At 66.4% G+C, this 22498-nt stretch carries 20 protein-coding genes and 1 tRNA gene; 12 read left to right on the forward strand and 9 right to left on the reverse strand.

Going from position 1 to position 22498, the window contains the following annotated elements:
* Nucleotides 1–65: 65 nt before the first annotated feature.
* Both gph and otsA read left to right on the forward strand, forming a co-directional pair.
* The gene (gph, locus tag ACFOWB_RS06705) at nucleotides 66–749 is read left to right on the forward strand and encodes a phosphoglycolate phosphatase (RefSeq protein ID WP_261404054.1); all 684 of its coding nucleotides are present in this window, start codon (nucleotides 66–68) and stop codon (nucleotides 747–749) included.
* Nucleotides 750–899: 150 nt separating this feature from the next.
* Nucleotides 900–2318, forward strand: a complete 1419-nt coding sequence (gene otsA, locus ACFOWB_RS06710; RefSeq protein WP_261404053.1) for an alpha,alpha-trehalose-phosphate synthase (UDP-forming) — start codon at nucleotides 900–902, stop codon at nucleotides 2316–2318.
* On the opposite strand, the gene ACFOWB_RS06715 is transcribed toward otsA, so the two are convergent.
* The 3 genes from ACFOWB_RS06715 to ACFOWB_RS06725 form a co-directional block, all read right to left on the reverse strand.
* The gene (locus tag ACFOWB_RS06715) at nucleotides 2302–3270 is read right to left on the reverse strand and encodes a tetratricopeptide repeat protein (RefSeq protein ID WP_261404052.1); all 969 of its coding nucleotides are present in this window, start codon (nucleotides 3268–3270) and stop codon (nucleotides 2302–2304) included. The two genes, otsA and ACFOWB_RS06715, sit on opposite strands and share 17 nt — an antisense overlap.
* A 96-nt stretch (nucleotides 3271–3366) precedes the next feature.
* Nucleotides 3367–4887 carry a TRAP transporter large permease gene (locus ACFOWB_RS06720; protein ID WP_261404051.1) on the reverse strand — a complete coding sequence of 507 codons (1521 nt, stop codon included), beginning with the start codon at nucleotides 4885–4887 and terminating at the stop codon, nucleotides 3367–3369.
* Between the two features lie 50 nt (nucleotides 4888–4937).
* The gene (locus ACFOWB_RS06725; RefSeq protein WP_261404050.1) at nucleotides 4938–5459 is read right to left on the reverse strand and encodes a TRAP transporter small permease subunit; all 522 of its coding nucleotides are present in this window, start codon (nucleotides 5457–5459) and stop codon (nucleotides 4938–4940) included.
* A gap of 266 nt (nucleotides 5460–5725) precedes the next feature.
* Between ACFOWB_RS06725 and ACFOWB_RS06730 the strand changes: the two genes are divergently transcribed.
* Nucleotides 5726–5989 carry a hypothetical protein gene (locus tag ACFOWB_RS06730; RefSeq protein WP_378146409.1) on the forward strand — a complete coding sequence of 88 codons (264 nt, stop codon included), beginning with the start codon at nucleotides 5726–5728 and terminating at the stop codon, nucleotides 5987–5989.
* A 106-nt stretch (nucleotides 5990–6095) separates the two neighbouring features.
* Here the strand turns inward: ACFOWB_RS06730 and moaA are convergent, their stop codons facing one another.
* Nucleotides 6096–7118 (reverse strand): GTP 3',8-cyclase MoaA, encoded by a 1023-nt coding sequence (gene moaA / locus ACFOWB_RS06735; protein WP_261404049.1) that lies wholly within the window; start codon nucleotides 7116–7118, stop codon nucleotides 6096–6098.
* Nucleotides 7119–7268: 150 nt separating this feature from the next.
* Between moaA and ACFOWB_RS06740 the strand changes: the two genes are divergently transcribed.
* The gene (locus ACFOWB_RS06740) at nucleotides 7269–7625 is read left to right on the forward strand and encodes a DUF971 domain-containing protein (RefSeq protein WP_261404048.1); all 357 of its coding nucleotides are present in this window, start codon (nucleotides 7269–7271) and stop codon (nucleotides 7623–7625) included.
* Between the two features lie 18 nt (nucleotides 7626–7643).
* Here the strand turns inward: ACFOWB_RS06740 and ACFOWB_RS06745 are convergent, their stop codons facing one another.
* Nucleotides 7644–7889, reverse strand: a complete 246-nt coding sequence (locus tag ACFOWB_RS06745) for a hypothetical protein (RefSeq protein ID WP_261404047.1) — start codon at nucleotides 7887–7889, stop codon at nucleotides 7644–7646.
* Between the two features lie 171 nt (nucleotides 7890–8060).
* Nucleotides 8061–8714, reverse strand: a complete 654-nt coding sequence (locus tag ACFOWB_RS06750) for a hypothetical protein (protein WP_261404046.1) — start codon at nucleotides 8712–8714, stop codon at nucleotides 8061–8063.
* Between the two features lie 68 nt (nucleotides 8715–8782).
* Here ACFOWB_RS06750 and ACFOWB_RS06755 point away from each other — a divergent pair, with 68 nt between their 5' ends.
* The 4 genes from ACFOWB_RS06755 (at nucleotide 8783) to ACFOWB_RS06770 (ending at nucleotide 13467) form a co-directional block, all read left to right on the forward strand.
* Complete coding sequence (locus ACFOWB_RS06755) at nucleotides 8783–9970, forward strand: hypothetical protein (RefSeq protein ID WP_261404045.1); 1188 nt, start codon at nucleotides 8783–8785, stop codon at nucleotides 9968–9970.
* A gap of 227 nt (nucleotides 9971–10197) precedes the next feature.
* Nucleotides 10198–11397 (forward strand): hypothetical protein, encoded by a 1200-nt coding sequence (locus ACFOWB_RS06760; protein ID WP_378146412.1) that lies wholly within the window; start codon nucleotides 10198–10200, stop codon nucleotides 11395–11397.
* Nucleotides 11398–11511: 114 nt separating this feature from the next.
* Nucleotides 11512–11586, forward strand: a tRNA-Val gene (locus ACFOWB_RS06765).
* A 315-nt stretch (nucleotides 11587–11901) separates the two neighbouring features.
* Nucleotides 11902–13467 carry an anti-phage dCTP deaminase gene (locus ACFOWB_RS06770; RefSeq protein WP_261404043.1) on the forward strand — a complete coding sequence of 522 codons (1566 nt, stop codon included), beginning with the start codon at nucleotides 11902–11904 and terminating at the stop codon, nucleotides 13465–13467.
* A 375-nt stretch (nucleotides 13468–13842) separates the two neighbouring features.
* On the opposite strand, the gene ACFOWB_RS06775 is transcribed toward ACFOWB_RS06770, so the two are convergent.
* A complete protein-coding gene (locus ACFOWB_RS06775) occupies nucleotides 13843–14913 on the reverse strand; it encodes a protein-methionine-sulfoxide reductase heme-binding subunit MsrQ (protein WP_378146415.1) in 1071 nt (356 codons plus the stop codon).
* A gap of 336 nt (nucleotides 14914–15249) precedes the next feature.
* Between ACFOWB_RS06775 and ACFOWB_RS06780 the strand changes: the two genes are divergently transcribed.
* The 4 genes from ACFOWB_RS06780 to ilvN all read left to right on the forward strand — a co-directional run bounded on the left by ACFOWB_RS06780 (nucleotide 15250) and on the right by ilvN (nucleotide 19896).
* Nucleotides 15250–16626: a GGDEF domain-containing protein gene (locus ACFOWB_RS06780; RefSeq protein WP_261404041.1), complete on the forward strand. Its 1377-nt coding sequence runs from the start codon at nucleotides 15250–15252 to the stop codon at nucleotides 16624–16626.
* 123 nt (nucleotides 16627–16749) lie between these two features.
* Nucleotides 16750–16992 (forward strand): hypothetical protein, encoded by a 243-nt coding sequence (locus tag ACFOWB_RS06785; protein ID WP_261404040.1) that lies wholly within the window; start codon nucleotides 16750–16752, stop codon nucleotides 16990–16992.
* Between the two features lie 358 nt (nucleotides 16993–17350).
* The gene (locus ACFOWB_RS06790) at nucleotides 17351–19102 is read left to right on the forward strand and encodes an acetolactate synthase 3 large subunit (protein WP_261405637.1); all 1752 of its coding nucleotides are present in this window, start codon (nucleotides 17351–17353) and stop codon (nucleotides 19100–19102) included.
* A gap of 245 nt (nucleotides 19103–19347) precedes the next feature.
* Entirely contained in the window at nucleotides 19348–19896 is a 549-nt protein-coding gene (gene ilvN / locus ACFOWB_RS06795; RefSeq protein WP_378146417.1) for an acetolactate synthase small subunit, read from the forward strand.
* A 164-nt stretch (nucleotides 19897–20060) separates the two neighbouring features.
* On the opposite strand, the gene ACFOWB_RS06800 is transcribed toward ilvN, so the two are convergent.
* Together ACFOWB_RS06800 and meaB are read right to left on the reverse strand one after the other, a co-directional pair.
* On the reverse strand, nucleotides 20061–21221 hold the full coding sequence (locus ACFOWB_RS06800; RefSeq protein ID WP_261404038.1) for a GGDEF domain-containing protein: 1161 nt from the start codon (nucleotides 21219–21221) through the stop codon (nucleotides 20061–20063).
* Nucleotides 21222–21295: 74 nt separating this feature from the next.
* Nucleotides 21296–22297: a methylmalonyl Co-A mutase-associated GTPase MeaB gene (meaB, locus tag ACFOWB_RS06805; protein ID WP_261404037.1), complete on the reverse strand. Its 1002-nt coding sequence runs from the start codon at nucleotides 22295–22297 to the stop codon at nucleotides 21296–21298.
* Nucleotides 22298–22498 lie beyond the last annotated feature (201 nt).

Consider the following 22498-nt stretch of genomic DNA (forward strand, 5'->3'; position numbering starts at 1 on the left):
GGCGGAGCCTAGCAGGCCTATGCCGGGGCGACATCGCCCCCTTCCAAGCCATCCCCCCGAGCCTCATGACCAACGACATTCCGCTCACCGTCGTGTTCGATCTCGACGGCACCCTCGTCGAGACCGCGCCGGACCTGATCGCGGCGCTCACCGTGTCGCTCGCGGCCGACGGCGCGCCGCCGCTGCCCTACGAGCAGGGCCGCGACCTCATCGGCGCGGGCGCGCGGGCGCTGGTCGAGCGCGGGCTGGAGGCGGCCGGCCGCCGCCTCGAAAAGTCCCGCGTCGACGAGCTGCACGCGATCTTTCTCGAGCACTACGGCGCCCACATCGCCGACGAGAGCCGGCCCTATCCGGGCTGCCTCGAGGCGCTCGACCGGCTCCGCGCGTCCGGCGCCAAGCTCGCGGTCTGCACCAACAAGGTCGAGAGGCTCGCGCGCCAGCTGCTGGACACGCTCGAGATGACCGACAAGTTCGACGTGATCGTGGGCGGCGACACGTTCCCGACGTCGAAGCCCGACCCGCAGTCGCTGCTCGGCGCGATCCAGCGGGCCGGCGGCGACGTCGCGCGCGCGGTGATGGTCGGCGACGCCTTCACCGACGTCGGCGCGGCGAAGAACGCGGGCGTTCCCGTGGTCGTGATGAGCTTCGGCTACACCGTCACGCCCCCGCACGAACTCGGCGGCGACGTCGTCATCGACCACTTCGACGAGCTCGAAGGCGCCATCGCCGCACTGGTCCCGGCCGTTTGAAGCGCCATATGGCGCCGCAGTGCAAAAAGATGGGAACAAGCGGCGGCGACGTGGCGTTTTAACGGCGGACATGAACACCCATTCATTTGATCGCCGCGCCACATGCGCGCCCCGGCCGGTGCGCCGCCAAGAAGAGCATGGAGCCGCGCCATGTCGCGGCTGATCGTGGTCTCCAATCGCGTGCCGGTGCCGAAGGGCGGCCAGCCGCCGGCCGGCGGGCTCGCGGTCGCGCTGTCAGGCGCGATGGAGGAGCGCGGCGGCGTCTGGTTCGGCTGGAGCGGCGACACCGCCCGTCATGACGAGGCGAGCGAGGTCCGCACGCTTGAGCGCGGCAAGGTCACCTACGCGCTTGTCGACCTCAGCCAGCGCGATCTCGAGGACTATTACGCGGGCTTCTCCAACCGGATGCTGTGGCCGCTGTTCCACTACCGGATGGACCTGACCGACTTCACCCGCGTGACGCTCGGCGGCTACTACCGCGTCAACCGGCTGTTCGCGAAGCTGCTCGCGCCGATGGTCGAGGCCGACGACGTCGTCTGGATCCATGACTATCATCTGATCCCGCTCGCCAACGAACTGAGACAGGCGGGCGTGCGCTGCCGGATCGGCTTCTTCCTCCACATCCCGTTCCCGCCGCCCGACATCCTCACCGTTCTGCCGAACCACGCCGACCTCGTGCGCGGGCTCGCGGCCTATGACGTGATCGGCTTCCAGACCCCGCTCGACGTCGAGAATTTCGAGACGTATCTGCGCCGCGAGAAGGTCGGCCGCCGCATGTCGGACGGCCGCTTCGTGATCCATGGCCGCGCGGTGCGTGTGGAGGCCTGGCCGGTCGGCATCGAGACCAAGGCCTTCGCCGACATCGCCGCCAAGTCCGACGACAACACGCTCGTCCAGCGCATGGACGAGAGCCTCGTCGGGAAAAGCCTCATCATCGGGGTCGACAGGCTCGACTACTCCAAGGGCATCGCCGAACGCATGCTCGCTTTCCAGTCGTTCCTGACGCTCGACACCGAGGCGCGCGGCAAGGTCACCTATCTCCAGGTGACCCCGAAATCGCGCTCCGAGGTCGCCGAATACGCCGCGATGGAGAAGGAGGTGGCGGAGCTCGCCGGCCGCGTGAACGGCCAGCACGCCGATCTCGACTGGACGCCGATCCGCTACGTGAACCGAACCGTCGGCCGCAACGCGCTTGCGGGGCTCTATCGGCTTGCGCGCGTCGGGCTCGTGACGCCGCTTCGCGACGGCATGAATCTCGTGGCCAAGGAGTTCGTGGCGGCGCAGAAGCCGGACGACCCGGGCGTGCTGCTGCTCTCGCGCTTCGCAGGCGCCGCGGCCGAGCTCGACGGCGCGCTGATCACCAACCCCTACGACATCGACGGCACCGCGGGCGCGATCTCGCGGGCGCTCGAAATGCCGCTCGACGAGCGGCTCGACCGCTGGCGGCGCATGTATGAGCGCATCGCCGAGCACGACGTCGCGTGGTGGTGCCGCAGCTTCCTCGACGCGCTTGAGGCCGCGCCCTCGAACGGCGCGAGCGCCGAGCCCCAGCTCAAGGCTGCGAGCTGAGCGGACGCCCCCAGGCCGCCGCGACGCGGTCGACCGACGGCTTGAGGTCGCGGGCCGAGCCGAGATCTGCCTCCGCGCCCGCGACGTCGCCGAGGGAGCGGCGCGCAGCCGAGCGGCCGCAGAGCGCCATCCATTTTACGCGGTCCCTCAACTGGCCTTCGCGCCCGCCCGACTGACGAGCGAGCGCGAGGTCGAACGCCTCGACGGCGGCCGAGGGCGCGTCCTCGGCGAGCGACACCCAGCCGGCGACGGCGAGCGCCTCGGCGTGGTCGGAGCCGCGGTTCAGGACCGAGCCCACGAGCGCCCGCGCTTCGGCGACGTCGCCGCGCGAGAGGACGATCCGCGCGAGGGCGAGCATCATGGTGGGATCGTTCGGCTGAATCGCGAGCGCGTAGTCGACGTCCTCCGCTGCGCGTTCGAACTCCCCGAGCTCGACCAGCGTGATGGCGCGGTTGGCGCGGAAGATGAACTCGTCGGGCGCGAGAGCGACGGCGCGGTCGAGATCGGCGAGCGCCTCCTCGTCCCGGCCGAGCAGGCCGAGCGCCGTGGAGCGGTTGTTGAGCGAGGGCGCGTCCTCGGGATCGAGCCGGATCGCGATGTCGCAATGAGGCATGGCGGCCGCCGGGTCGCTCTCGGCGATCGCCGCGCAGAGCCCGGCCCGCACCTCCGCGGCCTGGGGCGCGAGCGAGGCGGCCGTCTGAAGGTCGGCGATCGCGAGCGCGCGCTGCTCCAGCATCAGATAGGCGGTCGCCCGCCGCTCCAACGCGTCGACGTCCTCCGGATCGAGCGCGAGCGCACGCGTCAGCACCTCGACGGCCTCCTCGTAGCGGCCGTCCTCCACCAGCACGAAGCCCTGGTCGACGAGCTGGCCGGCCTCGCGCGCCTTGCCGAAGCCGAAGAGGCCGAACAGGTTGATCGCGAGCGCGATCGGCTCGAGCATCGAGGGATCCATCGAGGCCTCCAGACACGAAACCGCCCGCCGGAGGGGCGGGCGGCTCGGGCGCGCTGAGCTAGCGCGCCGATCGGAACATGGTAGCCGGACGCCGTTTTACTTCGGCGCCGGGGGCAGGAAGTCCGGCGGCGGCGGCATGCCGAAGTCGTCGGTCTTCTGGCCGTTTCCGCCGCCTCCAGGCGCGGGATCGCCGTAACCCATGTCCGGGATCTCGATCTTGATCGTGCTCGGATCGACCCCGCTCCCGGCCTTCTTGTAGTGCGTGACCATCTGCGGGAAAGCGATCACCAGAGCCACCATGATGCACTGGATCACCACGAAGGGGATCGCGCCCCAGTAGATCTGCGCCGTGGTGACGCCTTCGGTGCGCCTCTTGGTGATCTTGTCGATGTAGGACGAGCGCGGCGCGACCGAGCGCAGATAGAACAGCGAGAAGCCGAACGGCGGGTGCATGAACGAGGTCTGCATGTTCACGCCCAGCATCACGCCGAACCAGATCAGGTCGATGCCGAGCGCGGCGGCGGCCGGTCCGAGCAGCGGCACGATGATGAAGGCGAGCTCGAAGAAGTCGAGGAAGAACGCCAGCACGAAGACGAGGATGTTGACGACGATCAGAAAGCCCACCTGGCCGCCCGGCAGGCCGGTCAGCAGGCCCTGGACCCACTTGTCGCCCTCGACGCCGTAGAACGTCAGGCTGAACACGCGCGCGCCGATCAGGATGAAGATCACGAAGGTCGAGAGCTTCGCGGTCGAGTCGAGCGCATGCAGCATCAGCGGCATGTTGATCTTGCGCTTGAGGCCCGCGAGCACGAGCGCGCCGAACGCGCCCATGGCGCCGCCTTCGGTCGGCGTCGCGACGCCGATGAAGATGGTGCCGAGCACGAGGCCGATCAGCACCAGCGGCGGGATCAGCACGAACAGCACGCGGCCGAGCAGCGCCGCGCCGCGAAGCGAGCGCGCCTCCGGCGGCAGGGCCGGCGCGAACTCCGGCTTGATCATGGTGACGAGGAACACGTAGCCGGCGTAAAGCGCGGTCAGCACCAGGCCCGGCACCAGCGCGCCGTGATACATGTCGCCGACCGACTTGCCGAGCTGGTCGGCCATGACGATCAGCACGAGGCTCGGCGGGATGATCTGGGCGAGCGTGCCGGACGCCGCGATGACGCCGGCCGCGAGCCGCCGGTCGTAGCCGTAGCGCAGCATGATGGGCAGCGAGATCAGGCCCATCGAGATCACCGAGGCCGCGACCACGCCCGTGGTGGCGGCGAGCAGCGCGCCGACGAAAATCACGGCGTAAGCAAGACCGCCGCGCGCCGGGCCGAACAGCTGGCCGATCGTGTCGAGCAGATCCTCGGCCATGCCGGATCGTTCGAGGATCAGGCCCATGAAGGTGAAGAACGGGATCGCCAGCAGCGTCTCGTTGTTCATGACGCCGAGAACGCGGAACGGCAGCGCCTGGAGGAAGTCGGGCGCGAACAGGCCGAGCTCGATGCCGATGAAGGCGAACAGCAGGCCGTTGGCCGCGAGCGAGAACGCGACCGGGTAGCCCATCAGCAGGAAGATCACGAGCGCCGCGAACATAATCGGCGCCATGTTGTGGGTGAAGAACTCGACCATCGGGTGTTCCGCCGGGTGCTTGGTGTTTCAGCGAGAAGAAGGGCAGCGCGTCAGGCGACGACGGGTTCGTCGTCGCCCTCGTGCTTCTCCTCGTGAGGATCCGGGATCAGGCCCTGGATCACGGCGAGACGCTTGATGAGTTCGGAAATCGCCTGGAGCAGCAGCAGGACGAAGCCCGCAAGCAACAGGAACTTGGCCGGCCAGACGATGAGGCCGCCCGGATTGTTGGATATCTCTCCCGACAGGTACGAGTTCAGGAAGAACGGCCACAGGTCATAGATCATCAGCAGGCAGAACGGGACGAGCACGATCGCGTGGCCCGCGACGTCGACCCAGTCGCGGGTCTTCTTCGTCCACCGGCTCGCCACCACGTCGATGCGGATGTGCTCGTTCTTCAGCAGCGTATAGGCCGCGCAGAGCATGAAGGTGCCGCCGAACAGATACCACTGCGCTTCGAGCCACGCGTTGGAGCTGTACTGGGGCGCGACGTAGCGGATGATCGCGTTGCCGGTCGAGATCAGCACCGCGGCGAGCGTCAGCCACATGGCCGCGCGGCCGATGGCCGTGTTCATCGCGTCGATCACGCGACTCACGCTGAGCAATGCGCCCATTGTCGGCTTCTCCCCGTTCGAGCGCTTTATCGAAGCGCAAACCTCCTCTTGAGGCCTCCGCCGCCACGCCTTTCGCGCTGCTTACCACCGCGCTTTCCGCATGGCGAGATCGCACAGCGTCGATCGATCAGGAAAACTGTTGAGGCCATTCACGAAAATTATAGCGCCCGGGGGTGGGAGCCGGGCCGGGAGCCCCGATGTCAGCGGAGCGCTGGACAGGAGGCCCCATGACCATCGCGCCCGAACGCGCGGACCGCGCCAAGCTGTCATGGCCGCTGATGGACACGGCGGCGCGCCGTGCGCTCTCGGTCGGCCTGATGGAGGGGCTCAGTGCGAACCTCGACTGGTTCCCGCGCTATCAGGTCTACCTCCGGGACGAACGTCCGCCGGCGCTGATCGTCTGGGGGCCGCGCGACGGCTACATGCCGGAGGCGGCGGCGCTGATACGGGAGTTTCTGGGGCGCATGCACCCGCCCTTGTCCCGGACGTGATCCGGGACCCAGAACCGATGCGATTTCATAGGAGATCGACGACCGCCCCGTCTGATCGGCCGGCGCCGTCGGCTATTTGTCTCGGATCACGTCCGGGACAAGAAGCCTAGCCGCCCGTGGTGGACATGTGCCGTGCGACAGCCGGGCGGGCGTTCTTCCGGTCGATGATAAAGTCGTGGCCCTTGGGCTTGCGGGTGATCGCCTCGCGGATCGCCTCGACGAGCCGCTCGTCGCCTTCGCTCGCGCGCAAGGGGGCGCGAAGGTCGGCGGCGTCGTCCTGGCCGAGGCACATATAGAGCGTGCCGGTGCAGGTGACGCGCACCCGGTTGCAGCTTTCGCAGAAATTGTGGGTCATCGGCGTGATGAAGCCGATGCGCCCGCCGGTCTCGGCGACGCGCACGTAACGCGCCGGGCCGCCGGTCTTGTAAGGAATGTCCTGCAGGCTCCAGCGGCTCGCCAGCCGCGCGCGGACGAGGCTCAAGGGGAGATACTGGTCGGTGCGGTCGCCCTCGATGTCGCCGAGCGGCATGGTCTCGATCAGCGACAGGTCCATGCCCTTGCCATGCGCCCATTCGGCGATGCCGGCGATCTCGTCCTCGTTGACGTCCTTGAGCGCGACCGTGTTGATCTTGATCTTGAGGCCGGCCGCGAGCGCGGCGTCGACGCCGCCGAGCACCTGGGAGAGGTCGCCCCAGCGGGTCACGGCCTTGAACTTCGCTGGATCGAGCGTGTCGAGCGAGACGTTGATGCGGCGAACGCCCGCGGCGTAGAGGTCGGCGGCGTGCGTGGCCAGCTGGCTGCCGTTGGTGGTGAGCGTCAGCTCCTCGAGCGCGCCCGAGTCGAGGTGACGGCCGAGCGAGCGGATCAGCGTCATCAGGTTCCGCCGCACCAGCGGCTCGCCGCCGGTGAGCCGGAGTTTCCGCACGCCGAGGCCCACGAAGGCCGAGCACAGCCGGTCGAGCTCCTCGAGGCTGAGGAGATCGCGCTTCGGCAGGAACGTCATGTGCTCCGACATGCAATAGACGCAGCGGAAATCGCAGCGGTCCGTGACGGAGACGCGAAGATAGGTGATCGGCCGCGCGAACGGGTCGACGAGCGGCGACTGGAACATGTTCGGAAGGGCGTCCATCAGCGCGACGCGTTCCTCATACTCATCTGCCTTCTCGCCCGGACGCTCCCGCCGCGGGCGAGCGGCTGTTATCTCTGTCCTGGAGTCGTTCTACAAGCTATGAACGCCCCGCCGCGCCGTAAAGGTGCGCGGGCGCAACAAGGATCGAGCATGAACGAGGGAGAGTGGCCGATCGAGCTGAGGCTTTCGCCCGACGGGCGGACCCTCACGGTGGCCTGGGCCGACGGCGCCCGCCACGCGATCGCGGCGGAGCTCCTGAGGGTCGAAAGCCCGAGCGCCGAGGTGCAGGGCCATTCGCCGGACCAGAAGACGATCGTGCCCGGCAAGCGGAACGTCGTTATCCGCGACGTGCAGGAGGTGGGCTCCTACGCGGTGCGCCTCGTGTTCGACGACGGCCACAACACCGGCATCTACACCTGGACGGCGCTCCGCCGCTTCGGCGACGACGGAGCGGAGATGTTCTCGGACTATCTCGCGGCGCTCGACGCGAGCGGCCTCAAGCGTTGAAGTCGTAAGTCCGAAGCCTCAATGGGACACCGGCGGGGCGACTTCCGCGCCGGCCTCGGCGCGCTTCGACACCCAGCCGCAGTCGCACATCTTCTGAAGGATCTCTTCGGGGGTCTCGACGACGCCGACGCAATGCGTTCGATCCATCGAGCTCGTCAGCATGTCGATGGTCGTCTTCTCGCCGAATCGCCGCATATGCACCGCGAGCGACATGTTCACATAGATCTCGTGGTTCCCGAGCGCCGTGAGCCTGAGCCACTGCATGACGTCCTCCTGCGTTCTTCTTGCCCTCACGTTCCCCGATCACAGGATCGGAACACGAAAACGTCAGAGTGGCTAGGAATTTCCTCGCTGCGGCGCCGAAGAGGGGACGCAAAAAGGGCCGCCCGAGAATCGAGCGGCCCTTCGCCTAATGTCCGCTGACGTCGCGGCGACTTACATCTTTTTGTCGCCGCCGCCGGTCTGTTTGCCGGCCTTGCCGGAATCGCCCTCGGTGGTCGGGGCGGTCGCGCCCGTGCCCTGCTTCTGGACGTCCTGCGGGCTGGTCGCCACGCCGCCGGTCGAATTCTGCATCGCGCCAGTCGTTCCCGGCGACATCTTCTCGGTTTGTCCGCCCTGGCCAGACGCCGCGGGCTTGTCGGTTGTCGACGGCGAGGTTTGGGCCAGAACAGGGCCGGTCGCCAGAGCAAAGACCGAAGCGGCCAAAATCATTCTTTTCATCGCGTCCTCCTTCATGTGTGTCTTTTCATTGGTCGGCGAGCGATGTCTGTCGACGACACAATCGCAACGTGTCGGCTTGCCGAATGTTCCTGCTTGAAGCTCGGTAACATTATTGTGCGCTCGAACCGTCGTGGGCGACGAAAGCCGTCGGTCGGGCCGCGCGTCGGCGAAGCGCGCCTGTTCCCGGGTCGTGAGAACGCCGCTTAAGGTTTCCGCGTCAATGCGATGAAACCAAAGCGTATTGGCGCGCGGTCCGAGACGCCCATTCAAATGTAGGATGCTTATGCGCCAGAAAGTTATCGATCGATAATCATGCCGGGTCACAGTCTCGTCCGCGCGAAAAAAGATGAGGGCGCCCAGCCAAGCCATCTGGACTTCCGAGCCTCGCCGGAAGATGACCGCCCGCGGTGCACAACCGTGGGGAAACAAGAATGCGCATGAACATCAGTGCGGCGTGCAGCGTGGCGATCCTGCTGGCGGGGGCGTCGGCCGCATCGGCCACGAGCCTGTCGGGGGCGCCCTTCAATCTCAATCCCAGCGCTCCGAACCAGAGCGTCGTGGCGACCGCGTTCAACAACAAGGACGGCGGCTTCGGGGCCGTGCTCTCCGAAGACAGCGACGGCGACAAGACCCCGGAGACGATCTACCTCCAGCTGTTCGACGCCAAGGGCAAGCCGAACGGCAAGAAGGGCCTCGTCTTCCAGGGCGTTCCGACCGGCCCCATCCCGGCCTCGACGGTTCCCGGCGGCGGCTTGCCGCTCGGCGGCGGCAAGACGCTCGCCGGATACACCGATCTGAAGTTCAGCCCGACCGGCGCGTCCGGGGCTTTCTCCGGCCAGGCGATGGCCAAGGGCAAGAAGTCCGGCAAGGCGTTCGAGCTCTCCAAGAGCGACGGGCCGATGTCGTTCGGCTATCTGCTCCAGCTCTCCGACGGCCGCGGCCTCGCCTATTGGAGCTCGATCGATCTCCAGCTGAAGAACAAGGCCGGAGCCCGCTTCGTCTCGAAGGCCGGCGATCCCAGCCCCGCGACCATCGACCTGACGCGCAAGGACAGCCTGTTTTCCGGCGCGACGCCGTTCATGGACGGCTTCATCGTCCAGCACGCCCAGTACGACAGCAAGTTCAAGAAGGCCTCGGTCTTCGCCCGCGTCTACGACGGAAACGGCAAGCCGAAGAGCGCGGAAGCCACGCTCGAGAAGAACGGCAAGTTCGATGACGCCGTCTTCACCTCGGCGATGGGGCTGACGAACGGCCAGATCGTCGTGCTGCGTTCCGTCGCCACCAAGAAGGGCGCGGAGCTCACCGCACAGCTCCATGACGGCGCGCTCAAGCCGCTCGGACAGCCGAAGACCTTGTCGAAGGAGGCGCTCGCCCAGCCTTACGCCGCCCACCCGCTTCCCGGCGGCGACTTCGTGGTCGGCGTGAAGGTCCGCGACGGCGCGAAGGACCTCGCGCTCGAATACAGCCGCTTCAGCCCCGCGCTGAAGCAGGTCGGCGCCTCGGCGCGGATCGCGGGCGTCGCCGCGCCCGAGTTCTCGCAGATGGTGGGCCTCGACGGCGGCAACCTCGTCGCGATCTACACCTCGAAGGGCGCCGACCTCACCGGCCAGGTGATCAAGCCCTGAAGACGAACCCGGCGGCGTCAAACGCCGCCGGGCTTGGTCGTTTCGCGACGATCCGGCGGACGGCGGCGCCTGCGGCGACTGCCGTCCGCCTCATGATAATCATTCGATCATCTTTCGCGCTCGACGGGGCGCCGTCCGATTTTCTTGTTCGACCTTCGACGTCGTGATTGGACGACCTTCGGTCGCGCATGATCCTTTCGCCGAGACGATCGTCGGGGAGGCATGGCATGCGCATCGGTTTCGCTGCGGCGGCGCTGCTCGCCATGGCGTCGTCGGCCTCGGCCGCGAGCCTGTCCGGATCGCCCTTCGCGATCGACGCGCTGACCTCCCGCCAAGAGATCCGCCATTCGCTGTTCGAAACGCGAAAGGGCGGCTTCGGCGTCGTCATGGCCCGCGACGACGGCCAGACCGGTTTTCCGGATTCGACCTATCTCCGCCTGTTCGACAAGAAGGGTAAGCCGCTCGGCAAGACGTTCTTCGTCGGCCGCAGCAAGCCGGCGCCGGGGCCGTCCGCCGGGACGTTCCCGGCCGGCGCGCTGCAGCTCGCCGGCGGGAAGATCCTCGTGAGTTACGCCGACCACCGGATGAACACGATCTATTCGTGGGGCGGCCTGTTCGCCCAGACCGTGGCTCGGGGCGCGCCCGAAGGGACCGAACGCCGCGTCGACACGAGCGAAAGCGGCACTTTCGAAGCCGGCGGCCTGATCGGGCTCTCCGCGGGCCGCGGCCTGGCCTACTGGAGGATCTCGAACTCCCAGACCCGCCAGGTCGAGGCCTATGGCCGGTTCGTGACCAAGCTCAACGAGCTCGATCCGATCATCTTCGACTTCAGCCGCGAGGGACGCGTGCTGGTCGACGCCGCGCCCTATCGCAGCGGCTTCATGCTGAAGCAGGCCGCGAGCGACGAGACGAGCGGAACCGCCTCGGTGTTCTTCCAGCTCTATGATTCGCTCGGAACGCCGTCGGGCAAGGAGTTCCGGGCGCTCGATGGGGGAAAGATCGGCGAAGTCCCCTTCGTCTCGGCCGTCGGCCTGCCGAACGGCTCGATCGTCGTCCTGCGCAGCCTCAAGTCCAAGGGCGGCGCGGAGCTCACAGCGCAGCTTCACGCCGCGAACTGGAAGCCGAAGGGCAAGCCCAAGGTGATCGCCAAGGATCTCGTCCGGCGCGACTACATGGCGCGCGCGCTCCCCAACGGCGACTTTCTCGTCGGCGTGACGGTTCCGGACGGGGAGAGCGAGACCGCGCTGAAGTTTATGCGCTTCGAGCCTTCGCTGAAGCAGAAGGGCGGGCCGGCGCGGATTTCGAGCGTCGACGGCGGCGCGCCGCAGCTCTCGCAGATGCAGATGCAGGTTCTGGCGACCGGCGACGCGGTGGTTCTGTATACGGTCCGCGGCAAGGGCCTCGCCGGGCAGCTTCTTCGGCCCTGAAGCGGCGGCCATGGGTCCGCCATACGAGATCGTTTGGAAGATCGTTTCGATCGCCGCGCAAGCCCGATTGAAATCCGCGGCGGGCGGGAGTAAGAACCCGGCTTCCGCCGGTCTGCCCGAATAGCTCAGCGGGAGAGCACACCCTTCACACGGGTGGGGTCACAGGTTCGATCCCTGTTTCGGGCACCATTTTATCCCCTCTCAAGGCATAACAGCCTGTAACAGCGCATAACGCGCTGAGACGTGAAGCACCTCAGTTTCCAACCAAAAATTCCCCATTTGCTGATCATGCCGTAACAGGCCGTAACTCCCAATCGCGCCAATTCTGACGGTATTTTTGACGGTATCGATTGTTACAAGCGCCTGACCGGGCACGCTCGAGGGAGCGCGCTCTGATGAGCGGCTGTGGATTTTTCGGATTGAACGGTGGTGTGACCTTTTCAACCGCACGTCGTAAGTGCAGATGAAATGGTCCCCTCAGGGGATGCCTTAGGGAGAGTGAAGGTGAGTTCCACCGCCGCCGCCGATTTGCTGTCGCTGCCGACGAAGGCGACCGTCGCAAATACGATTTCTGACCGTAGATCTCAGGAACTAATTATCGCGTTGGTCGGGCCGGTGGGCTCAGGAGTTTCAACGGCGGCCGAATTTATTAGAGAGATCATGGAAGTCGAATTTAAGTATTCAGTATGCCCTATCATTAAGCCAAGCGACATAATAAAATCAGAGGCGCATAGAGTTGGCATGACGTCTTTGCCCGCCGCTAACGCGGCAAACTATATAGACGTTATGCAAACTGCTGGCAACAAACTTAGAGAGAAATTTGGCAACAATTACTTAGCAGAGAAGGCCGTAGAGCGGATCGCAAAATTCCGAAAAGAAAAAGGGGGCGTCGCCGAGGGTGGCGTTTTAAAGCCTGGCAGGCGCGCTTACATAATTGACTCGATAAAGCATGTCGACGAAATCGATTTATTCAAAAAAGTTTATGGCGAGATGGTCTGCATATTTGGCGTTTTTGCGCCGGATCAGTTGCGGTCAAGTCGACTGAAAGACGGAGGTGTTCCCGAATTATCCGTCTCGAATATTATGAACCGTGACCGAGGGGAAGTTGCAACCTTTGGTCAGAAAACTCGAAAAATATTCGTCCAGTCTGATTTCTTTTTATGCAACGATAAGAAAAAGGACGAGTTGAGACAAAATATATCGCGCTATCTGCACATTCTATTCGGTGTAGGCGTTCATACGCCTACACGAGCCGAGTCGGCAATGTACGAGGCGAGTTCCGCGGCAGCGAACTCTGCATGTATGTCACGTCAAGTGGGTGCATCTATTGTGGCCGAGAATGGCGAGTTGATTGCCGTCGGGTGGAATGACGTACCAAAATTCGGTGGCGGGCTGTACAATGAAGATGATCAGTCCGTTTGGGATGCAGAAAAGGGCTCTTTAGTTGATAAAGACAATCGTTGCTTTAAGTGGAAAGGATGCGTTTGTCACAATGAGACTAGAAGACTCGGGATACTTGAGGAAATAACGGACAGTGTCGTCAAATCTGGCATGCTGAAGCGAGGCATCAGTCGGGCTGACGTCCGTGAAATATTTAAGGGCACAGCAGTCGACTCATTGATCGAGTATTCCAGGGCCATCCATGCAGAGATGGAGGCGATACTAACTGTAGCGCGAGAAGGGAAAAGATCTATATATAAAGCGACATTGTATACGAATACGTATCCATGTCATAATTGCGCTAGGCATATTGTTGCCGCTGGCATCAAATCAGTCATCTATATCGAACCATATGATAAAAGCCTCGCGGTTTCATTGCATGATGACGCCATCTCGGAAGATCCTGAAGACCGTACGCGCGTAGTATTCCGTCAATACGACGGCGTCGCGCCGTCGAATTATGTAAAACTTTTCAAATCAGGAGCCGAACGAAAGAGATCTGGAAAAGTTATTCGAACTAATCCAGCAACGTCCGTGCCATTATTTAGCATGCCATTGGATAGCATGGCCGATTACGAGGCAAAAGTGATTGCGGATTTGTCTGATAAGGAGCAAGCTCCGCTTGCGTGATGATCGTCTGACGGGAGCGATGGAGTGTCTAAGCGGAAGGATCGTACGGAGCCACAACTGTCACTTCAGTTGACCGAGCAGCCGCGGAAAGCCCACGACGCCCAGCAATGGGAGCGCCCGAAGGTGATCTCTTTTGTCGACTCAGCCACTCAAGCGATTCGGCAGGACGCGAAGGACCGGGTGCGTGCTGCGGGTATTTTCGCGATGCCGACCGAGCCGCGAGCGAAGGGTTGAGGCACCTGTTTTGCGGCTCTGCAGAGGTGCCAAATCTTCACAAGTTTGATGCCCAACCCGCAAAAAATGTGGTGCAAAAATGACACATTTTTTGACGGTATTTTTGACGGTACGGAAAAATCGTTTGCTAGAATAGTTGCGTTATCTCAATGACTTACAAAATCTAAACCTCCCTGTTTCGGGCACCATTCTTTCCTTCCGAGACGGTCTGTCCTGCGCTGCGGCCCTCGGCCTTGGCGCGCCGCGGCGGCGCGCGCCGATCAGGCTCGAGGCCGCGGCGACCAGGCCGAAGATCAGCACCAGCCAGCAGGGCCGCAGGCCCAGAACCGTGGTGAAGTTCGCCTTCAGCACCCGCAGCGGATCGACGCCGGTGGCGAGCCCGTACCAGATCGCCTCGGAAAGCGCGGTGGCGAGCGCCGCGGCGACCGCAAGCCCGGCGAGCCAGGCGAGGCTCACGGCTCGCTCGCCGTCGCGCTGCAGCCAGCGCCAGCCCATCGCCCACAGGAACAGGCCCCACATCAGCGTCGGCTCGGAGACGTCGAGCTTGGTCTGCATGAAGAAGTGCAGCGTCGCGAGGCCGGCGATCAGGTAGGCGAGGCGGTGCAGCCGGCTCCAATTCTGCGCGCCCATGCGCTTCACCGCGCCGTCCCAAGAGGTCGCGCCGAGCGCGATCAATCCGAGCAGGGCCACGAGGCCGATCGCAAGGTAAATCCTGAGCGCGATCTCGCTCGCGATCTTCGAGACCACGAACTCCTGGTCGAGCGCGTAGAGCCCGAGATGGCCAAGCCCATAGGCGAGCGCCGCGAGGCCGATGCGCCGGCGCGTCAGCACGAGGCGCGGCCAGTGCAGCAGCCGACGGAACGGCGTGATCATCAAGGACAGGATGAGGAAGCGGAACGCCCAGTCGCCGGTGAGATGGATCGCGGCGTAGATCGGCCGCGCGCTGTCGCCGCCCGGGCCGCCGTCCGGCGCGCCGAATCTCGGCGCGGCCGCCGGGCCGAAGGGGGTCGAGCCGGAGCCGGCGGCCGGCCCGCCGATCCCGGGGCCGTCGGCGAAGCCCGGCGGCAGGCCAGGCGGGCCCGCGGGCGCCGCGCCCGAAAAATCGCCGTGCGCGGCGCGGAAGGCGAGCCACGCCGCCGGCAGGCAAAGCCCGACGAGCGTGAGCGTCAAGAGCGGCGAGAAGCGGCCGGTCCGGTCGTGCAGCAGTCCCATGCGGTTCGCCCGTCTCCAGAAAAAAGGCCTCGGTGCGCCTACGCGCAAGCGCGCTTGATCGTTACGCGGCGCGTCTCAAAAGGACGTGTGGGCGGCGCTCCTGCGCGCGGCGGTTGCTTCAAATTTGAGGGCTTTCGGGAACCCAGGCTTAAGGTCCCATGGCGTATGACATGCCACACCGGAACCGCTCGTCCGCGCTTCAGTCCATCGAGCCCGAGTCCGCCTATGCCTGCGTATCGCGTCTGTCTGCTCCGCCGGTTCATCGCCACATGCCTTGATTGGCTGTCCAGCCCGAAGGCCTCGCTGGCATTCTGCTACGGCGGGGGCCTCCTGGCGATGCGCTCGCTGGGGGAGGGAACCAACGGCGCGCCGCTGATGGGCCTGGCGGCCGCAGCCGTCGCAGGCCTCGTCATCCGCTACGGCCGCGGCTTCAGCGCCGGCGACGCCTTGCGGCTCGGGGCGGTACGGCTCGCTTTCGCGGCGGCGTCCAGCGAGAACGTCGTCGACGCCGCGCTCTGGTTCGGCCTCGATGTCGTGGCGATCTGCGGGGCCGCGGGCCTGTTCGGCTGGCTCCGCCGCAAGGGCTTCATCTCGTCCCAGTCGCGCGTCGTCGCGGCCTTGGGCGCTGCGGCCGTCACCATGGGTGTCGTCCAGGCCTCGCCCTTCTTCGCCGCCTTCGGCGAGTTCGGCGTCGGCTTCGCGGCCGCGCTCGTCGCCGCGAGCCTCGCCGCCATGCTGATCATGACAGTTACGCTGTCGTTCGACAGGCCCGAGCGCCGGCTCGACGACGCCAGCGGCCCACGGAACTTCCAGGGCGAGGCGCTCGCAGCCTCCGCGTTGCTCACGGTCTGCGCCGTCGCCGCGATCGCCGACGGGCGTCAGGAGATCGCGCTCGGCGCCTCGGCTGTGCTGATGTGGTTCGCGACCCGGCTCGGCCTGTTCCCGACCGCGCTCGCCGCCTTCCTGCTGGTCTCGACCCTGCACGCTTTCGGAGCCGGGGAGCAGTGGTCCGCGCTCGCCGAGGCGGGCCCGCGCGAGGCCGAACTGATGCGGGGGCTCGCGCTTGCGCTGCTGACGCTTCCCGCGCTCATCGCCGCCGCCGCGACCCACGACCAACGCCGCCTGAGCCGCGACCTGGCCTTCCGCGCCTTCCACGACGGGCTGACGACGCTCGCCAACCGCACGCACTTTCTCGAGACGCTCGGCTCGGCGATCGAGGGCGCCCGCGGCAAGGGTCGCCGCTTCGCGCTGTTCCTCGTCGATCTCGACCACTTCAAGTCCGTGAACGACAGCTTCGGGCATGCGAGCGGCGACGCGCTGCTGGTGGAGGTGTCGCGACGGCTGCGCGACACGGTCCGAGCGACCGACATGGTGGCGCGGCTCGGCGGCGACGAATTCGCGGTGATCGCGCCGGTGCCGACGGCCGATGACGCCACGCGGCTCGCCGGACGGCTCGTGGCCGGCGTCAATCAGGCCTTTGTGCATGACGGGCTGGAGCTTTCGCCGACCATCACGGTGGGCGTCGCGCTCGCGCCGGATTCCACCGTTGATCCCGAACGCCTAATGGCGCTCGCCGACCATGCGCTCTACGAGGCCAAGGCCGCGGGCCGCAACTGCTGGCGGCTCTGCTCGGCGGAAGCCGCCGACGCCTTCGCGGTCGACTGGAACGTGGTCGACTGCGAGCCGAAGGCGCAGATCGTCTATCTGGATTGACGCGGCGCGCACTCTTCCGGCCGAACGGCGTAAGACCATTTCAGGTTGTGTCGCCATGGACGCGGCGCACAGTATCGCCATACGGCGTTGTTTGGCGGTCGCGTCGAGCCAGGGCCGGGGGCTTTGGCCGGCGCCGCGGGGCTGCGCGTCGGGTCGACGTCGTCCGTCCAGGTGTTCGTGGACGGGGAACAGGCGATGGTCGCCGTGAACGCCGAGGGCGGCAACGTCCAGAACTGGAAGAAATTCTCCACGACCTTCACCGCCACGAAGGCGCGCACGAAGATCAGGTTCAACAATGGCGACGCGCCGTCCGACACCCACAACGGCCTCGACGCCGTTTCGCTGACGCCCGTCGAGGCGGACTGACGTTCGAGCGTACGACCGAAGTCGCGCGCGCCGCGCCTTGACGACCGGCTTCGCCGCACGTAACTTCCGAGCGAATTCCGGCTGAGGAGCGACGAATGTCGCGCAAGCTTATCGTAATCTGGGCGTCATCGAAGGTGCGGGCCGCATAAGGTTCGCGCTCGAACGATGACGCCAAGCCAAGGGTCCCCCACGGGGCCCTTTTTTGTTGCCTAAGCGTCCGAAAAGCGCGAGGGCGATGGTCAGGAAAAGGCGAGAGGAAAACGCCATGGCCGCGCAAGACGCCGCAGAACTGGAACCGAAGACCACCGAAGAGGCCGCCTCGATCGACCCCAAGGCGGTGAACCTGTCCGCCGAGACGATGACCGGCGCCGAGATCGTCATCCGCGCCCTTCAGGATCAGGGCGTGGCGCACATCTTCGGCTATCCGGGCGGCGCGGTTCTTCCGATCTACGACGCGCTGTTCCAGACGGAGGACCTCGAGCACGTGCTGGTCCGCCATGAGCAGGGCGCGACCCACATGGCCGAAGGCTACGCCCGCTCGACCGGAAAGTGCGGCGTCGTGCTCGTGACGTCGGGCCCTGGCGCGACCAACGCGGTCACCGGCCTCACCGACGCGCTGATGGACTCGATCCCGATGGTCTGCATCACCGGTCAGGTGCCCACGCATCTGATCGGCTCGGACGCGTTCCAGGAATGCGACACGGTCGGCATCACGCGGCCCTGCACCAAGCACAATTACCTGGTGAAGGACGTCAACGACCTCGCCCAGGTGCTGCACGAGGCGTTCTACGTCGCGACCCGCGGTCGTCCGGGCCCGGTCGTCGTCGACATCCCGAAGGACGTCCAGTTCGCGACCGGCCGCTACGTCGGCCCGGGCGACATCATCCACAAGAGCTACCAGCCGAGGCTCAAGGGCGACGTCGCCAAGATCCGCGAGGCGGTGGAGCTGCTGGCCTCGGCGCGCAAGCCGATCTTCTACACCGGCGGCGGCGTCATCAATTCCGGCCCGCGCGCGAGCGAACTGGTGCGCGAGTTCGCCGATCTCACCGGCGCGCCCGTCACCTCGACGCTGATGGGCCTCGGCGCCTATCCGGCGTCCGGGCCGCAGTGGCTCGGCATGCTCGGCATGCACGGCACGTTCGAGGCCAACAACGCCATGCATGACTGCGACGTGATGCTGTGCGTTGGCGCGCGCTTCGACGAGCGCATCACCGGCCGTCTCGACGCCTTCTCGCCGGGCTCGAAGAAGATCCACATCGACATCGACCCGTCGTCCATCAACAAGAACGTCCGCGTCGACGTCGGCGTCGTGGGCGACGTCGCGCATGTGCTCGAGGAGATGGTCGCGATCTGGAAGGCGAGCCGCTCGCGGATCGATCCGGCGGGCCTCGCGGACTGGTGGCGGCGCATCAACTCCTGGCAGGCGCGCAACTGCCTCGAGTTCAAGAACTCCGACGAGACCATCAAGCCGCAGCATGCGGTGCGCCGTCTCTACGAGCTCACCAAGGGCCCGAACACCTACGTCACGACCGAGGTCGGCCAGCACCAGATGTGGGCCGCGCAATACTTCCGCTTCGACGAGCCGAACCGCTGGATGACCTCCGGCGGTCTCGGAACGATGGGCTACGGCCTGCCGGCTGCGGTCGGCGTGCAGAAGGCCCATCCGGACGCGCTCGTGATCGACATCGCGGGCGAGGCCTCGATCCAGATGTGCATCCAGGAGCTCTCGACGGCGATCCAGTACAATCTGCCGGTCAAGATCTTCATCCTGAACAACGAGTACATGGGCATGGTGCGCCAGTGGCAGCAGCTGCTGCACGGCAGCCGCTATTCGCACTCCTATTCGGAGGCGTTGCCGGACTTCGTGAAGCTCGCCGAGGCCTATGGCGCGACGGGCCTGCGGGTGTCGAACCCGGCCGAGCTCGACGACACCATCCGCAAGATGGTCGAGACGCCGGGCCCGGTCGTTGTCGACGTGCATGTCGACAAGATGGAGAACTGCTTCCCGATGATCCCGTCGGGCCGCGCCCACAACGAGATGCTGCTCGGCGAGGCCGGCGAGCAGACCATCAACCAGGCGATCACCGACGAGGGCAAGAAGCTCGTCTGACCCGTCTAAAGCGCGTCATCCCGGACGGCCCGAGAGGGCCGATCCGGGATCGTCGTCAGAACGCTCTCGAACCTCAGCCGTCATCCCGGGCTTGACCCGGGATCCATGAACGCCGACGGCGCAGGATCGCGCCGGAGCGCCGTGGATCTGGATCCCGGCTCTTCGGCCGGGACGACGGGTTCCGCCTCATCAGATCGACCCGGACGCGTCGCGTCTTCCGCATCTCCAATCAGAAGAACACCGACATGCGCCAGCCCACCGGCTCCGCCTATTTCATGGACGACACCCACGAGCCGCGCTCGAGCCACACGCTGGCGGTCCTCGTCGACAACGAGCCGGGCGTTCTCGCCCGCGTCATCGGCCTGTTCTCCGGCCGGGGCTACAATATCGACAGCCTCACCGTCTCCGAGGTGAGCCACGAGGGCCACCTCTCGCGCATCACCGTGGTGACGACCGGCCCGGACGACGTCGTCGACCAGATCAAGACCCAGCTCGACCGCCTCGTGCCGGTGCACAAGGTTCTGGACCTCACCCAGACCGGCCGCGCGCTCGAGCGCGAGCTCATGCTGATCAAGGTGCGGGGCAAGGGCGAGGCGCGCGTCGAGGCGCTGAACCTCGCGGACGCCTTCCGGGCGCGCGTCATCGACGCCACCACCGAGAGCTTCGTGTTTGAGATCACCGGCAAGCCCGACAAGCTCGACCAGTTCATCGTGCTGATGACCCCGCTAGGCCTCGTCGAGGTCGCCCGCACCGGCGTCGCGGCGATCGCCCGCGGACCCGAGGGGATCGGCTGAGCGCGGGCCCCTAGAGCACGATGACTTTCGGATGACTCGCCACGTCATGCCCGCGTCTTCGCGGGTGTCCACGACTTCGACGTAACGCTCTACGTTTCCAGTAAGTCGTGGATGCCCGGCTCCGCCGGGCATGACGGCATGAGCCGATGAGATCGCGTCACGCTCTAGCCGACGAGCCGAAGCTCTGGCGGCGTCTGCGACGGCAGGCCCATGGCCGGCGCCGCCATCGAGGGCTCGAAGGTTCTGAAGGCGCCGCGCCCGGCGGCCTTGGCGGCGTAGAGCGCAAGGTCGGCGCGCGCGAACCATTCGGCCGGGGCCGCGCCGTCGGAAGCCGCGAAGCCCGCCGAGGCGCCGATCGCGATGCGCGCGCCGTCGCCCTCGACGTCCATCCGCAAGGCCTCCACCACGCGGGCTGCGAGCCGATCGCCGCCTGCGGCGTCGGTCACCAGCACGGCGAATTCGTCGCCGCCGAGCCGCGCCACGACGTCCGAGCCGCGGCAGGTGGCCTCGAGCCGGCGCGCGGCCTCCTTCAGGCAGGCGTCGCCGCGCGAATGGCCGAACGTGTCGTTCACGCCCTTGAAGCCGTCGAGATCGACGAGCAGCAGCCCGGCGCGCGGGTCATGGGCGCGCTCGGCCAGCCGCTCGTCGAACAGGCGGCGGTTCGCAAGTCCCGTCAGCGCGTCGACCTCGGCGAGGCGGCGGGTCTGGGCCGCGATCGCGCGTTCGCCGGTGACGTCGCGCTTCATGCCGTAGAGCCGCGTGGCGCGGCCGCCCTCATGCTCCACCACCGCCGCGATCCGGATCCAGCGGCTGACGCCCCTGGCCGTGGTGATCTCGGCGTCGAGCGAGAACCGGCCGCCCTTCACGAGGGCCTCGCCGCGCACGCGCTCGAGCCGTTCGAGCGAGGCGGGCTTGTAGAGATCCAGCATGTCGCGGCGATGGAGCCGGCTTCCGGCGGGCAGGCCGAAGAGGTCGTAGACGCCCGCGCTCCAGTCCAGCCGCTCGTCGCCGAGGCGGCACTCCCAGAGGCCAGAGCGCGCCGCGCCAAGCGCTGCGTCGATGGTGCGGCTGCGGCGGTCGGCCTCCAGCCGCAGCGCGTCGATCGCCCGCGCCTGCGCCTCCACGAGATCGGCGAGCCTGCGGCGGTCCTCCTCGAGCCGGCCGCGCCGCAGCGCATGGGCGGCGTCCTCGGCGAGCCGCGCGATCGCCTCGGCCTGCTCGCGTTTCAGTCCGGGCGTCGACAGCGCCTGGCGCACCTCGGCGATGAGGCGCGCGGCGTCGTCGTCGCTTGGGGGCGTCGCGTCATTGGGCAAGGCGTCGGACATCGAAAAGCGGCGGGGCGAAGACTCGACTCTGGAGGAAGCTATTCCTCATCCCTTTCGAACTCGTGTCCAGCGCCTTAGAAGCCCAGCACCTTCGCGATTTCGTCAGCGGCGAGCGTCGGGGCGAGTTCGCCTCGCGCGACTTCGCCTTCGAGCGCCGGCACGCGCTCTGCGAGGCGAGGGTGCTCGCCGAGGCGCTCGCGGAAGCGCGCCTCCACCATGTCCCACATCCAGCGCACCTGCTGGCTCGCGCGGCGTTCGGCGAACTCGCCGGATTTTTCGCGCGCGGCGCGGCAGGCCAGAACCCGCTCCCACAGCGTGTCGAGCCGGATGTTCTCGCGGCCCGAAACGGTGATGACCTCGGGCGTCCAGGCGCCGGAATTCGCCGAAAGGATCCTCAGCGCCGCCTTGTAGTCGGAGGCCGCGTCGCGGGCGCGCGCCGCGTTGTCGCCGTCGGCCTTGTTGACCGCCATGATGTCGGCGATCTCGAGCACGCCCTTCTTGATGCCCTGGAGCTCGTCGCCGGCGCCGGGCAGCATCAGCACCACGAACACGTCGGTCATGTCCGCCACCGTGATCTCGGACTGGCCGATGCCGACCGTCTCGACCAGGATCACGTCGAAGCCCGCGGCCTCGACCAGCAGCATGGTCTCGCGCGTCTTGGCCGCGACGCCGCCGAGCGTGCCGGCGGACGGCGAGGGGCGGATATAGGCGTGCGGATCGTGCGCGAGGCTCTTCATCCGAGTCTTGTCGCCGAGGATCGAGCCTCCGGTTCGCTTGGACGACGGGTCGACCGCGAGCACCGCGACCCGATGGCCCTGCGCGGTCAGCATGCTCCCCAGCATGTCGATCGTGGTCGACTTGCCGACGCCGGGCACCCCCGTGATGCCGACGCGCACCGCCCGCCCGGTCTCCTCGATCAGCGCCTGCACCATCGCGCGGGCCGCGGCCTGGTGATCGGCGCGGCGGGATTCCGCGAAGGTGATGGCGCGCGCGAGCGCCGCCCGCTCGCCTTTTCGGATGCGCTCGGCGAAAGCCGCGACGTCGATCTCCTGCACGGGCGTCTGTGAAACGGGCACTGCGGGCTTTCGGCTTGAAAACTGAGGGAGTTCCGCCAGCCTATCAGGCTGCGGCGGCTGGCGCGAAGCGCGCGGGGCGAGACCAAGTGATGAGTCGCCTCAGCACGGAAATTTCATCCGCTACGTCGAACTGTCATCTGCCGTTCAGCGTTCTCGTCGCATAGTGTCTGTTACAGATTGTTTCAGCTCGCGAGGATGGCA

It is taken from the genome of Chenggangzhangella methanolivorans, from assembly GCF_042648545.1.
Taxonomy (GTDB): Bacteria; Pseudomonadota; Alphaproteobacteria; order Rhizobiales; family Methylopilaceae; genus Methylopila; species Methylopila methanolivorans.

Bases quoted from the DNA above. Each gene is read 5' to 3' on its own strand.
- ACFOWB_RS06725 (WP_261404050.1), bottom strand. From the start codon at position 5,459: ATGAACACGGCCATCGGCCGCGCGGCCATGTGGCTGACGCTCGCCGCG.
- ACFOWB_RS06775 (WP_378146415.1), bottom strand. From the start codon at position 14,913: ATGGGACTGCTGCACGACCGGACCGGCCGCTTCTCGCCGCTCTTGACG.
- ACFOWB_RS06800 (WP_261404038.1), bottom strand. From the start codon at position 21,221: ATGTCCGACGCCTTGCCCAATGACGCGACGCCCCCAAGCGACGACGAC.
- ACFOWB_RS06730 (WP_378146409.1), top strand. From the start codon at position 5,726: ATGACCATCGCGCCCGAACGCGCGGACCGCGCCAAGCTGTCATGGCCG.
- ilvN (WP_378146417.1), top strand. From the start codon at position 19,348: ATGCGCCAGCCCACCGGCTCCGCCTATTTCATGGACGACACCCACGAG.
- gph (WP_261404054.1), top strand. From the start codon at position 66: ATGACCAACGACATTCCGCTCACCGTCGTGTTCGATCTCGACGGCACC.
- otsA (WP_261404053.1), top strand. From the start codon at position 900: ATGTCGCGGCTGATCGTGGTCTCCAATCGCGTGCCGGTGCCGAAGGGC.
- ACFOWB_RS06780 (WP_261404041.1), top strand. From the start codon at position 15,250: ATGCGCTCGCTGGGGGAGGGAACCAACGGCGCGCCGCTGATGGGCCTG.
- ACFOWB_RS06760 (WP_378146412.1), top strand. From the start codon at position 10,198: ATGCGCATCGGTTTCGCTGCGGCGGCGCTGCTCGCCATGGCGTCGTCG.
- ACFOWB_RS06790 (WP_261405637.1), top strand. From the start codon at position 17,351: ATGACCGGCGCCGAGATCGTCATCCGCGCCCTTCAGGATCAGGGCGTG.
- ACFOWB_RS06720 (WP_261404051.1), bottom strand. From the start codon at position 4,887: ATGGTCGAGTTCTTCACCCACAACATGGCGCCGATTATGTTCGCGGCG.
- ACFOWB_RS06715 (WP_261404052.1), bottom strand. From the start codon at position 3,270: ATGGATCCCTCGATGCTCGAGCCGATCGCGCTCGCGATCAACCTGTTC.
- ACFOWB_RS06750 (WP_261404046.1), bottom strand. From the start codon at position 8,714: ATGGCTTGGCTGGGCGCCCTCATCTTTTTTCGCGCGGACGAGACTGTG.
- ACFOWB_RS06745 (WP_261404047.1), bottom strand. From the start codon at position 7,889: ATGCAGTGGCTCAGGCTCACGGCGCTCGGGAACCACGAGATCTATGTG.
- moaA (WP_261404049.1), bottom strand. From the start codon at position 7,118: ATGGACGCCCTTCCGAACATGTTCCAGTCGCCGCTCGTCGACCCGTTC.
- ACFOWB_RS06755 (WP_261404045.1), top strand. From the start codon at position 8,783: ATGAACATCAGTGCGGCGTGCAGCGTGGCGATCCTGCTGGCGGGGGCG.
- ACFOWB_RS06740 (WP_261404048.1), top strand. From the start codon at position 7,269: ATGAACGAGGGAGAGTGGCCGATCGAGCTGAGGCTTTCGCCCGACGGG.